The sequence below is a fragment of the Exiguobacterium sp. N4-1P genome, assembly GCF_002214325.1.
The window spans coordinates 2,581,060-2,594,104 of sequence record NZ_CP022236.1 but is presented as its reverse complement, the minus strand read 5'-3'; the positions used below and the strand labels follow the sequence as shown (position 1 = coordinate 2,594,104).

The window sequence follows — 13,045 nt, the reverse complement described above, 5'->3', positions numbered from 1 at the left end:
AAAACAGTTACGCAGCATCTTTGAGTGCCGCTTTTCGTGCGCGTTTCGTCGAGACGTAATGGAACAGGAACGTACAGACAACCGGGATAACAATCGCAATCACCATACCGATGATGAACGACAAAATCGATCCGGGAACGATTGAGATGAAGGCAGGTAAACCACCGACACCGATTGCAGGAGCTAAGACACCGCTGACGGCGATGAAGGAAGAAGCGATGGCTGATCCGACGAGTGCTGCATAAAATGGATATTTAAAGCGTAAATTGACACCGAACATCGCCGGTTCCGTAATGCCGAAGTAGGCAGAAATCGCGGACGTCGACGCCATGTTTTTATCATTCGCGTTTTTCGCGAGGAAGAGCATGGCGAGCGTCGCTGATCCTTGAGCGATATTCGAGATGGCGATCATCGGCCAGATGAAGGTTGAACCGCTTTGTCCAATCAGTTGAAGATCGACGGCGATGAACATATGGTGCATCCCCGTGATGACGAGTGGTGCATAGAGGGCACCGAACAACAAGGCACCAAGCAATGGTACGGCTTCAAACGTATTGACGACACCAATCGTGATCCAGTCGCCGAGCTGACGCGTGACGGGACCGATGACAGCAAGGGCAAGGAAACCAGTTAAAGTAATCGTCGTTATCGGTACGACGAGGAGTTGGATTGCATTCGGAACACGTTCCTTGAGCCATTTTTCAATCGTACTTAAGACATAGGCTGCTGCGAGTACAGGCAGAATTTGACCTTGGTAACCGACCTTTTCGATTTCGAAGAGACCGAGTATGTTGAATGTCGGAATCTCGCCTTTTAACGCACTTTGTCCATAGTTCCAGGCATTTAAGAGGTCCGGGTGGACAAGCATCAGTCCCATAACGATCCCGAGGACTTCACTTCCGCCAAACCGTTTTGTCGCCGACCAGCCGACAAGTGCCGGTAAGAAGACGAAGGCGGTGTTCGCCATCATGTTGATTAAATCCCATAACCCCTGGAGGTTCGGGTAGCGGTCAATCATCGTTTTTCCGCCGAACTCGATGCCGAAGAGATTGTTGATCCCCATCAAGAGACCAGCGACGATGATGGCAGGAATGATTGGCATGAAGACGTCGGAGAAGACTTTAATCAGTTTCTGGAACGGATTCATCTTGGAAGCACCGGACGATTTGACGTCGGCGATGGTCGTTGCTTTTAATCCGGTCAATTGAATGAATTCGGCATAGACGCGGTCGACATCCCCCGCGCCGATGACGATTTGATAGACGCCGGCATTCAGGAATGCCCCTTTGACGAGCGGGACTTCGAGTAAGGCATCTTGTTCGACGAGGCTTTGATCTTTCAGTGTCAGGCGGAGCCGCGTCACACAATGGGCGGCTTGCTCAATATTATCTTTCCCACCGATTCGTTCGATGAGTTGTTCAGCAATTTGACGGTAATTAGGTTTCATCTCTCATTCTCCTTTTGGATTGAACTGAAGACATCACTTGAAATGAAAACGTTTTCTTATCTGCGCAAATTCATCTTAACTTATCTATATAAGTTAAGTCAATAACTTATATAGATAAGTTTGAAAGAATTGAAGAAGAGGAGACTTCAATCCTTTCTGAATCAAGATAAAAACCGCCTCTCCGACAAAATCGGGAGGCGGTTTAAGACTGTAGACAACGTGCTACCGGGAAATCAAGCGTCTGTTTTCGTTGTGTTCCTCGGGCGAAACGCAAGCCGTTGCTCCTTGATCCTCACGGACAACGAGCAGGGTCTTGCCTGCCTCTGAACGTGCGTTAAAAACGCACTTTTCCCGTAGGAGTCAACGAAACGTGACGCTTTTCAGGTCATACCATGAGGAAAATCCAGGCATGCAAACGGTTTAGAGCGCAATCTGTCTCGAATCGTCTTTTGAGCGGCCATCTTGCGGTCTATCGACGCGCGATATCCGTAAATTGAAATTTATCGAGACGGTGGCGCGATTCCGTATGTTCGAAATGTTGTCCTTCATAATAATACGTGTCATTCGTGATGACGATGACATGCGTCGTCCCTTCTAAGTCGAGTTGTTCCCGATCTTCAGCTGTCGCAGGCTGCGCTTCGATTTTTCGTTTCGCATAGCTGATTTGCCGGTTCAACGTTTGTTCGATATACGTATAAATCGAGCCGGAAGCGACCGTTGAAGTGAGTCCTGGGACGAGTTCTGTCACGAAGTGGTTGATATCAAAAATGACGCGTTCACCGTCGATGATTCGAATCCGTTTGATTCGTGTGATCGATGTTCCTTTTTTTACACTGAATAACTGAGCGAGCTCATCCGTCGCATCGATGATGTCGCAAGACAAAACGTCCGTTTCAACTTCGTGTTGCCCCATTTTTTGATGGGCTTCCGAGAAGCTGACGATACCATTGAACTGAAACTCGATCGCATCTTGACTCAAGACGAAGACGCCTTTGCCTTGTTGTTTACGAACAAAGCCTTTTTCGAGCAACGCATCGATTGCCTTACGGACCGTCCCGCGACTCGCAGAGAATTCTGCCATCAATTCCGTTTCTGACGGTAATTTCGTTTCAGCAGGTAATGATCCATCCTGAATCCGGGCGGCGAGTTGTCGGGAAATTTGAAGATATTTTGGCATGGGTGTAGACCGTCCTTATTTAAAAGATTTGAAACAAGTGTAGCACGGATTCAGCGACTCCACCCAATCATCCGGCGGTAGGAACTGAAGGCAGGCCAGGCGAGAATCAAGACGGCGAGCCAATACAGGATTTGATTCTCGGACGAAATGACGCCGATGACGGCAGCGAGTATGAACGTCGTATAGACCGTAAAGAGAATGATGAAAAACGGATGCGACTTCGGAAAGACGGTAAAGCGACCGAGTCGCTCGTTTTCGCTACGCACATAAAGCTGACGGCTGATGACGAGAAGCAGGATCGTCAAAGCAGCGCTGTAAATCGCAGGACCGGTTAAATCATTCGATTGGAACAACAACGGGAACGGGGTTGTGACCGTCATCAAAAAATCCAGTGACGATGTGAAATCATCCTTAAGTCCGAAACCGAGTGTCGTGACGGCAGCGATGGCAAAAAACGTGAAGTAATTCAAAAAGAACAGGAACATCCCGATTAAGAGCTGACCGATGATATCACCCGCAATCGTTCCTGCGAACAAGAAAATAGCGAAGACGGTCATATCGAAGATGAAGAATTTAAAAAAGTCATATGTCAGATCGCTCAAAGTGACGTAATCAAACGGATGAATGCCCCCGATGCCTTGTAAGATGAACCAGCTCGAGAAAAAGCCGAGGATTGGAATGATGATCAATACGGCGGCCCCGATACTCAACTTAATGAAGAATAGATGTTTTTTATGAATCGGTAAGGCATGGAGGATTAAACTGCGTCCGCTGCCCCGTTCTTGACCAACCATCAAAATGGCGAAGACGGCAATCAAAAGCGCTCCGAAACCGGCGAAAATCGGGCTGACGAGTACGGTTTGCAAGAGATTTGGTTTTGCATCAAGACGATACGTATCGAAATTTTCGATGGCGGAGAAACTGCTGAAGCCGTAGCTGAAGATTGCGAGTAAAAAGAACGTCGCGAGCGGCCAAATGCCTTGTTTGATATGATAACGAATCAATTGTTTAATCATGACGATTTCCTCCGAACGTTCCTAAAAAATAGTCTTCCATCTGAACCGGTAAGGCGTCCTTTAATAAGGGATTCGTCTTCTCTAAGTAAAGCTTTCCTGCATCCGATAAGACGAGCAAGGTGACGACGCGTCCGGTTTGTGTCAGGACATGAATGTCATGGTGCTTCAACTCGGGGACGGTCTCGTAGACGACTTGCCATTTTTGCATGCTCGCTTTTGCATCGTCGAGCGTCTTCGGTTCCTTGACGAGGTGCTGTTCGATCGTCATCACGCGGTCCGCGAGCGTATCGAGTTCCTCGAGTTGGTGTGAGGCAATCAAGACGGCTGTCTGACGTTCTGTCAGTAAAGAGACCAGTTGCTGTAAGTAGTTGCGCTTATTAATCCGGTCGAGTCCGTCTGTCGGTTCGTCGAGTAACAAAACAGGGGCGTTCGTCGCAAAGGCGAGTTGCAGCAAGAACAATTGCGCCTGTCCTTTCGAGAGCGCCGTCACTTTCCGACCACGATCGAGATTCGACGAGCGACAGTAGTTTTCGATGTAGGTCCGTTCGAAGTTCGGATAAAAAGCCTGATAAAACTCAATCAGCGACCCGAGTGTCATCTGACGGTAGACGCCGATGGAATCGGGAACGAGAAACAGATGCTTCCGTGCTGCCGGGACGTCGTGGATTGACTGGTTGTTCCATTCGACTTTCCCGCGCGAGGGTTCGAGTGCCCCGACAAGTGTTTTCAGTAACGTCGTTTTTCCGGCGCCGTTTCGTCCAATCAATGCTGTGATCGTACCAGCAGGCAATGTGAACGAGGCGTTTTCATAAATCATCGTCGAATCGATTTGTTTTGTTAAGTGTGACACGGTCAACATGATGAATCCTCCCTGTGTTGTATGAGTAACTGATAAAGTTCTTCGTTTGAAATCGATAGTTCATTCGCGACAAGGCAAAGCGTCGTGATGTGCTCTTGAATGGCAGCTTGTTTGACTTGGTCAAGCGGCAAATCCGAGACGAAGGAGCCTTTTCCTCGCATCGTCACGATAAAGTCTCGGCTTTCGAGTTCCTGATAAGCACGGGAGACAGTGTTTGGATTGACGAGTAACGTGCTCGCAAGATCGCGGACCGACGGCATCTGTTCGCCCGACCGTAGGATTCCCCGCGCAATCGCGCGGATGATTTGCGTGACCAGTTGCTCGTAAATCGGGAGCGGACTTTTCGGATCAACGGTAAACATCCTTCCACCTCCTTAAGTGTATTAATTCAATTAGTACACTAATTATAGGAAAATGATCGTCTGGCGTCAACTACCGGTCTGACGACGGAAGTGATGGTCGCGAGGAGGTCTTGCTACTGACGTTCTAAATATTTGCTATACTGACGATAGAAGAACCGTCAGGAAGGATGACCGATTATGTTGGATCGATTAAGTGCGTTAGAGGACCGTTATGAAAAATTAAATGATCAGTTGGCTGACCCGGCGATCATTAATGATACGAATCAATTACGAGAGGTCTCAAAGGAGCAATCCCAGCTCGCGCCGACCGTCGAAACGTATCGCGTTTACCGCGATAAGATGGAAGCCTATCAGGAAGCACGTCAAATGTTGACGGATCCCGAGATGCGGGACCTCGCGAAAGAAGAAGTGGCGATCCTGGAGCCGGAAATCAAGGAACTCGAAACGAAATTAAAAGCGTTACTCTTACCGAAGGATCCGAACGACGACAAAAACGTCATCGTCGAGATTCGTGGTGCGGCAGGAGGCGACGAGGCAGCCTTATTTGCGTCTGATCTTTTCAAGATGTATTCGAAGTTTGCTGAGAAACAAGCCTGGAAAATCGAAATCATCGATGCGAGCTACACGGAACTCGGCGGCTATAAAGAAATCATCTTCATCGTCAAAGGGACAGGTGCTTACTCGAAACTGAAATATGAGAACGGCGCCCATCGCGTCCAACGTGTGCCTTCGACAGAGTCAGGCGGACGGATTCATACATCAACAGCGACCGTCGCCGTCTTGCCGGAAGCAGAAGATGTCGAAGTCGAAATTCACGATAAAGATGTCCGCGTCGATACGTTTACATCGAGCGGTCCCGGCGGTCAGTCCGTCAATACGACACAATCTGCTGTCCGCGTGACACACGTGCCGACAGGGATCGTCGCCAGCTGTCAGGATGAGAAATCGCAAATCAAAAATAAAGAAAAAGCAATGAAAGTGTTACGAGCACGCGTCTATGATAAAATTCAACGCGAACAGCAGGCCGAGTACGATGAAAAACGCAAATCAGCTGTCGGGACGGGCGACCGTTCCGAGCGGATCCGGACGTATAACTTCGCTCAAAACCGGGTGACGGATCACCGAATCGGCTTGACGATTCAAAAGCTTGACCGGATTCTCCAAGGCGAGATGGATGAAGTCATCGACACGCTCGTGATGGAGTATCAGGCACGGGCATCGGAGGCGGCGAACTGATGCGGATTGCGAAACGATTGAATCAAGCACAAACGATGTTAGTCGCGGCAGGACGCGAGGCGTCGAGTGCCGAATGGTTACTTATGCATGTGTTACAAGTCGACCGGACGGGATTGCTCGTGCGACTTTCGGACGAATTATCGCCGGACGATGACTTGTTATTCAGCGAATACTTACTGGCACACGTCAATGGTGTGCCCGTCCAACATTTGATCGGGTACCAACCCTTTTATGGACGCGATTTTCAGGTTACGCCAGCTGTCCTGATTCCCCGTCCGGAAACGGAAGAATTGATTGAGTTCGTCGTCCGTCGTTTAGGCGGGGAGACATTCCACCCGGGTGAAATCGTCGATATCGGAACGGGAAGCGGAGCGATTGGGGTCACACTCGCGCTCGAGCTCAGACAGCCGGTCACGACGGTCGATATTTCAGAAGACGCACTTGCGGTCGCGAAAAAAAATCAAGCGGCACTTGGCGGCGACGTAACTTTTTTACAAGGGGATCTGCTTGAGCCGCTCGCCGATCAATCGGTCCGTGTCCTCGTCTCGAACCCGCCTTATATTGAAGAAGATGAGTTGCTCAGTGACGTCGTATTTGACCATGAGCCTCACCTCGCGCTGTTCGGCGGAAAAGACGGTCTCGTCTTTTATCGTCGCTTGATTGACGGCAGCACACGTATTTTAAAGGACGATTTTCGCTTGATTGTGTTTGAAATCGGACACAATCAAGGAAGTGAAGTGCAAATGATGTTAAAAGAGCGTTATCCTACTGCGGAAACGGGTATTTTAAAAGATATAAACGGTAAAGACCGTATCGTGTATGCGGAACGAAAGGATTGTACAGAGTGAAGACGGAAATGATCGATCAACAGACACTGGATGTAGCAGTAAACTTATTAAAAGCAGGGGAAGTCGTCGCGATGCCGACAGAGACCGTTTATGGTCTTGCGGGGGATGCGACGAGCGAGACGGCCGTTCGGCGAATCTTCGCCGCGAAGGGCCGACCGTCCGACAACCCATTGATTGTCCATGTCGCGTCAATCGAACAGGCAGAGCAGTTCGTCACTCATATTCCGGCTGTCGCGAAACGTTTGATGGATACGTTTTGGCCAGGTGCCTTGACGATCATTCTAGAATCGAACGGAACCGCTTCAAGCCTCGTCACCGCAGGACTTGATACGATTGGATTACGGATGCCGGACCATCCTCTTGCACTTCAATTGATTGAAGCGACAGGACTAGGGTTAGCGGCACCGAGTGCCAACCGTTCCGGAAAACCTTCTCCGACGTCATCGGCACATGTCGCCTATGACCTCTCGGGACGAATCGCAGCAATCGTCGATGGGGGAGAAACCGGTATCGGTGTCGAATCGACCGTCATCGACTGTACGATGACACCTCCGGTCATTTTACGACCGGGCGGCGTCACACGTGAGCAGCTGGAAGGCGAGATCGGCACCGTGGCACTCGATCCTGCTTTATCGATGAAAGATAAAACACCGAAGGCACCGGGAATGAAGTACACGCACTACGCACCGGAAGCAACACTGTCCGTCGTGGCGGGCGACCTCTCTTTCCTGCAGCAGCTCATCGATGAAGCACGCCAAACCGGACAAAAGACCGGCGTCATTCTCTTTGACGGAGAAGACGTCGAAGCAGATGTCCGCTGTTTCCTCGGCACGACCGCAGAAACAGCGGCACAGCGTCTTTACGATTGTTTACGGCGATTTGATCAGACGACGGTGGATCAGATTTTTGTACGGGACCTATCAGAAGAAGGGGTTGGGCTAGCAGTCCGAAATCGGCTCCATAAGGCAGCAGGTGGTCGGATCATTCGCCCGTAAAGAAGGAGGATACTGAGATGAGCACACGTCGCGTATTGTTTATCTGTACTGGAAATACATGCCGGAGCCCGATGGCGATGGCATTACTACGCTCAAAAGTCGCAGATCAAGAGTTTGATGTCCGGTCTGCGGGACTGCGTTCGATGCAAGGCTTCGATGCGTCAGAGAACGCACTCCAAGTATTGCGGGAACGGGGAATTGAACTCGAGCATTATACGCAAGTTTTCGATGATGTTCTCGGACGCTGGTCTGACATCATCTTGACGATGACGCGGAGTCATAAACAAGAAGTCGGGGAACGTTACCCGGAACTGAAGGACCGGACGTTCACCCTCTATGAATATGTGACAGGGCTTGAGCGGGACATCAACGATCCGTACGGTGGATCGATGAACGTTTATCGCCAAGTTCGAAATGAACTCGAACCCCTCGTCAACCGTCTTGTGTTAAAATTAACGCAGAACGGAAATGGAAGAAAAGCGCCGGACAACCGGAAACTTCCGAAAAAACAACCTAGACAAACGGGGGAATAGTTCAGATGAAAGTAGCAATCGGTGCAGATCATGGTGGCTTTAAACTCAAAGCAGAAATCAACGGTTTATTAAAGGAACTCGGGATCGACTATACGGACTTCGGTACGTATTCGTCTGACTCGATTGATTACCCGGACGTCGCGATTCCCGTCGCGGAAGCCGTCGCGAACGGTGAATTTGATCGTGGCATCTTGATTTGCGGAACAGGAATCGGAATCGGAATCGCAGCGAATAAAGTCAAAGGGATTCGTGCGGCACTTGTCCATGATACGTTCAGCGCAAAAGCGACACGTCAGCATAACAACTCGAACATCTTGACGATGGGCGAACGTGTCATCGGACCGGGCCTTGCGCTTGATATCGCAAAGATTTGGTTAGAGACGGAATTCGAAGGTGGACGTCACGAAAACCGTGTCTGCAAAATCTCGGATTATGAGGTGAAGTAAATGGATCTCGAACAGATTAAACAGGATCTTGAAGCCTCGTTGACCGATTTAAATGAGCGCTTCCCCCTCAAAGGGAAGCTGCTCGTCATCGGTTGTTCGACGAGTGAAGTCATCGGTAAACAAATCGGAAAAGCGGGTTCGCCGGAAGTCGCGGAAGCATTGTTTGAGGTGTTCGATACATTTCGTCGTTCGCATCAAATCGATCTTGCGTTCCAAGGGTGTGAACACATCAACCGCGCCTTGACGCTCGAACGCCAAACGGTTGAACGACTCGGACTGGAACCGGTCACGGTCGTCCCGGTACCGGAAGCAGGTGGTTCGATGGCGAGTATCGCCTATGAACGTTTTTCTGCCCCGGTCGTCGTCGAAGCGATTCAAGCAGATGCCGGAATCGACATCGGAGACACGTTCATCGGCATGCACTTGAAGCCGGTCGCGATCCCGGTCCGCCTTCCGCACCGGGAAATCGGTGAGGCACATGTTACGGCAGCAACGACGCGTCCGAAGTTAATTGGTGGAATGCGTGCTAAATACGAATGATTCGTGCAAGGGGTTGCATACCTCTTGCTATTTTTCTGCACTTTTTGTGGGTGCCGCGGACTGATTATTCGTGTTAAGATAGGCGTATCGAAAATGAATGGGGGAATTCAGATGGAACAAACACCGCTTACGTATCTGAAACAGCAAGATGAGGAACTCTTTTCGGCAATGCGCAAGGAACTAGGACGTCAACGCGATAATATCGAGTTGATTGCGTCAGAAAACTTCGTCTCGCAAGCTGTCATGGAAGCACAAGGTAGCGTGCTGACGAACAAGTATGCAGAAGGTTACCCGGGACGCCGTTATTACGGTGGGTGCGAATTCGTTGATCTCGCAGAAGACTTGGCACGTGATCGTGCGAAAGCGATCTTCGGTGCGGAACATGCAAACGTTCAACCGCACTCGGGCGCACAAGCGAACATGGCCGTCTACTTCACGATTCTTGACCAGGGCGATACGGTCCTCGGGATGAACCTCTCACACGGTGGCCACTTAACGCATGGTAGTCCTGTGAATTTCTCCGGTGTTCAATACAACTTCGTCGAATACGGTGTCGATCAAGAGACAGAGATGATTGATTACGATGTCGTCGCGAAGCTTGCAGAAGAACACAAACCAAAATTGATCGTTGCGGGAGCATCGGCTTATCCGCGCGTCATCGACTTCAAACGTTTCCGTGAAATCGCAGACAGCGTCGGCGCATACTTGATGGTCGATATGGCGCACATTGCAGGGCTCGTTGCAGCGGGTCTTCACCCGAACCCGGTCGAGCATGCACACTTCGTCACGACGACGACGCACAAGACGCTCCGCGGCCCACGTGGTGGGATGATTCTGTGTAAAGAAGAACATGCGAAAGCAATTGATAAATCGATCTTCCCTGGTATTCAAGGCGGTCCCCTCATGCACGTCATCGCGGCAAAAGCGGTCGCGTTCGGTGAGGCACTTGCTCCTGAATTCAAAGACTACATTGGTCAAGTCGTCACGAATGCAAAAGTACTCGGTGAAGAATTGACGGCACGTGGTCTGCGAATCGTTTCAGGCGGCACGGACAACCACTTGTTGCTCGTCGACCTGCAGCCGCTCGGCATCACAGGTAAGCTCGCTGAGCATGCCCTTGATGAAGCGGGTATCACGGTCAACAAAAACACGATTCCATTCGACCCGGCCAGCCCATTCGTCACGAGCGGGATTCGCATCGGGACGGCAGCGATGACGTCACGTGGTTTTAAAGAAGAAGAAATGAAACAAATTGCGGCATTGATTGAACTCGTCCTCAAAAACCCGGAAGACGACGACACATTAAAAAATGCACACGAGCAAGTCCTTGCATTGACAGGTCGCTTCCCGCTTTACCCGGAACGCGGGTAAGCGGAACGCATGCCGACCCGTCTGTTGAACCACCTCTTTCTTTTCGATCGCTGAGAAGTCAGAGGTGGTTTTTTTGATTGACGAGTAAACGATCGGATAGGAGGGACGAAAGATGGAGATTTTAGTCGTAGAAGACGACCAAAACATTCAACGTCTGATTGTCGAGACGCTCGAAGCAGACGGGCATCGCGTCCGGGCGACGGCAGACGGGCAAGAAGCGGCGTGCTGGATCGACGAGCTGACGTTCGAGGCGGCGATTCTCGACGTAATGATCCCCGGGCGGAGTGGACTTGAGCTATGTCAGCAGCTCCGGCAACGAGATGAACTGCCGATTTTGCTGTTGACGGCGCTCGGGGAACTGACAGATAAACGCGCCGGATTTACGGCGGGTGCCGACGACTACATCACGAAACCGTTTGACCCGGAAGAATTATTATTTCGCTTGCACGCCGTCGCCCGGCGTTATCAAAAGGCGGCGCTGCCGATTCTCCGGTTTGGTGACTTGATGATTGATAAACGCAGTCAACAGGTGATGCTTGGCGAAACGGAATTGACGTTGCCTAGGCGCGAGTTCGACTTGTTACATCAGCTTGCGAGTTTTCCGGGACGTGTCTTCAGCCGGGAGGAATTGATTGAACGGGTCTGGGGACTCGACTTCATGGGTGATGATCGGACGATTGACGTCCATATCAAACGCTTGCGCAGTCGCTTGCGCCAAACGGACGCGATTCACATCAGTACCGTCCGCGGTCTCGGTTATCGACTGGAGGCGAAGGGATGAAGTCACTTTATACGAAAATCGTCGGACTCGTCTGTCTTGTCCTGCTCGTGTCGGCCTTGATTGCCTTACTGATCAGCAACTTGTTTTACTACAATGTCTTGCAGTCTTCCTATAGTCAAAAGGTCGAAGAGGCGGTCGATCAATCGTTTGCCTACTATGAACGGCATGGCGACGGACAGACCGGTTCCTTCTACGACATGTTGAGCGCGACGGGTTTTCAGCTCTATGTCGTCCCGGAGACAGGCCCCGTTATCCGCCACGGGAATACATTCCGCGACGAAACACTGGCACCGGCGATCATCGAACGGGTCCGCGCCGGGGAAGTCTATCACGGAATGCGGGACTATCCGTTTCATCTCTTTTTACTCGGTCTGTTTGACAATGAAGTCGTCAATACAGTCGGTGCGTCGCTCGAAACGCCAAACGGGACCGACGCCGTCTTCATTCGACCCGATTTGAGCCGACAAATCCGTGAACTCCATTTGTTCGTCGGAGCCTTCCTCGGCTTACTCGTCGTCATCAGTTTTCTGTTGCTTGCCTTCTCAATCCGCTATCTCGTGCGTCCGATTAAACGCTTGACGGATGCGACAAAACAAGTCGCGTCCGGTGACTATGCCGTTCATGTGGCGACGACCTCGCGCGATGAGATTGGAGAGTTGTCACGGCGGTTCGGTGAGATGGCGGAAGCAGTCGCGAAGTCGGATGCTGAGCGCAAAACGTTCGTCGCCAACGTCTCGCACGAGTTTCAGTCGCCACTGACGACGATTAAAGGGTACGCCGGTCAACTGCAACCGCATGTCGCACCTGCCGGACAGGATAAACTGGCAACGATTGCGCGTGAAGCAGACCGGATGGCAGAGATGACCCGGCAACTGCTGGTCCTCGCCCGGCTCGATGAAGGAAGTCGGATGCGACTGGAGTCAATCCATCTTGGACAAGCGATTCGGACGACGCTCGCGACACTCGCCTACCAAATCGATGAACGCGGTGTCGCTGTCGCTGTTGATGTCGCGAGTGACATGACGATCGAGGCGGATGCCGCCGCACTCGAACATGTTTTTCAAAATGTCATCCGGAATGCCCTCCATGTTTCAAACGACGGGGACATGATTACGATTGAAGCCGAACAGACTGCGGAGCACGTCACTGTCCGCATCACGGACGAAGGTCCCGGTATGTCGGACGACATGATTGCCCATGCCTTTGACCGCTTTTATCAAGCCGACACGGCACGCGGTTCGCGCGGGACGGGGCTCGGGCTCGCCATCGTCGCCGAGACCGTCAAGCAGTTGCACGGGACGGTCGAGATTGATTCAAAAATCGGCGCGGGGACGACGTTCATCCTGACGTTTTTACGAGCGACGTAAGTTGTTCATGCTCCGTTCATATAGTATCCGTAAGATAAGACCTGTAACGCACATACAGGAGGGATAT

The 13,045-nt window shown here is 51.0% G+C and carries 14 protein-coding genes; 9 read left to right on the top strand and 5 right to left on the bottom strand.

All coding sequences use genetic code 11. From position 1 onward, the window contains the following. Positions 1-7 precede the first annotated feature (7 nt). The 5 genes from treP to A0126_RS13190 form a co-directional block, all read right to left on the bottom strand. Positions 8-1,447, bottom strand: coding sequence for a PTS system trehalose-specific EIIBC component (treP, locus tag A0126_RS13210; protein ID WP_088837985.1), 1,440 nt, complete (start codon positions 1,445-1,447; stop codon positions 8-10). Positions 1,448-1,916: 469 nt separating this feature from the next. Next, positions 1,917-2,624: a trehalose operon repressor gene (treR, locus tag A0126_RS13205; RefSeq protein ID WP_088837984.1), complete on the bottom strand. Its 708-nt coding sequence runs from the start codon at positions 2,622-2,624 to the stop codon at positions 1,917-1,919. Positions 2,625-2,674: 50 nt separating this feature from the next. After that, entirely contained in the window at positions 2,675-3,640 is a 966-nt protein-coding gene (locus tag A0126_RS13200; RefSeq protein WP_088837983.1) for a hypothetical protein, read from the bottom strand. Next, a complete protein-coding gene (locus A0126_RS13195; RefSeq protein ID WP_088837982.1) occupies positions 3,633-4,499 on the bottom strand; it encodes an ATP-binding cassette domain-containing protein in 867 nt (288 codons plus the stop codon). The genes A0126_RS13200 and A0126_RS13195 overlap by 8 nt, the downstream gene beginning before the upstream one ends. Beyond that, positions 4,493-4,861, bottom strand: a complete 369-nt coding sequence (locus A0126_RS13190) for a GntR family transcriptional regulator (RefSeq protein ID WP_088837981.1) — start codon at positions 4,859-4,861, stop codon at positions 4,493-4,495. The genes A0126_RS13195 and A0126_RS13190 overlap by 7 nt, the downstream gene beginning before the upstream one ends. Before the next feature lie 177 nt (positions 4,862-5,038). Between A0126_RS13190 and prfA the strand changes: the two genes are divergently transcribed. From prfA to A0126_RS13145, 9 genes are all read left to right on the top strand, one after another. Next, the gene (prfA, locus tag A0126_RS13185) at positions 5,039-6,097 is read left to right on the top strand and encodes a peptide chain release factor 1 (protein WP_029331769.1); all 1,059 of its coding nucleotides are present in this window, start codon (positions 5,039-5,041) and stop codon (positions 6,095-6,097) included. After that, positions 6,097-6,945, top strand: coding sequence for a peptide chain release factor N(5)-glutamine methyltransferase (prmC, locus tag A0126_RS13180; RefSeq protein WP_088837980.1), 849 nt, complete (start codon positions 6,097-6,099; stop codon positions 6,943-6,945). Before prfA ends, prmC begins: the two co-directional genes overlap by 1 nt. Further along, positions 6,942-7,940, top strand: coding sequence for an L-threonylcarbamoyladenylate synthase (locus A0126_RS13175; protein WP_088837979.1), 999 nt, complete (start codon positions 6,942-6,944; stop codon positions 7,938-7,940). The genes prmC and A0126_RS13175 overlap by 4 nt, the downstream gene beginning before the upstream one ends. 17 nt (positions 7,941-7,957) lie before the next feature. Further along, positions 7,958-8,473, top strand: a complete 516-nt coding sequence (locus A0126_RS13170; RefSeq protein WP_029331765.1) for a low molecular weight protein arginine phosphatase — start codon at positions 7,958-7,960, stop codon at positions 8,471-8,473. A 5-nt stretch (positions 8,474-8,478) separates the two neighbouring features. Then, a complete protein-coding gene (gene rpiB / locus A0126_RS13165) occupies positions 8,479-8,919 on the top strand; it encodes a ribose 5-phosphate isomerase B (RefSeq protein ID WP_029331763.1) in 441 nt (146 codons plus the stop codon). Then, positions 8,920-9,459 (top strand): TIGR01440 family protein, encoded by a 540-nt coding sequence (locus A0126_RS13160; RefSeq protein ID WP_029331762.1) that lies wholly within the window; start codon positions 8,920-8,922, stop codon positions 9,457-9,459. It abuts the gene before it with no gap. 111 nt (positions 9,460-9,570) lie between these two features. Next, on the top strand, positions 9,571-10,830 hold the full coding sequence (glyA, locus tag A0126_RS13155; protein ID WP_088837978.1) for a serine hydroxymethyltransferase: 1,260 nt from the start codon (positions 9,571-9,573) through the stop codon (positions 10,828-10,830). Positions 10,831-10,942: 112 nt separating this feature from the next. After that, a complete protein-coding gene (locus A0126_RS13150; RefSeq protein ID WP_088837977.1) occupies positions 10,943-11,611 on the top strand; it encodes a response regulator transcription factor in 669 nt (222 codons plus the stop codon). Beyond that, on the top strand, positions 11,608-12,978 hold the full coding sequence (locus tag A0126_RS13145; protein WP_088837976.1) for a sensor histidine kinase: 1,371 nt from the start codon (positions 11,608-11,610) through the stop codon (positions 12,976-12,978). Before A0126_RS13150 ends, A0126_RS13145 begins: the two co-directional genes overlap by 4 nt. Positions 12,979-13,045 lie beyond the last annotated feature (67 nt).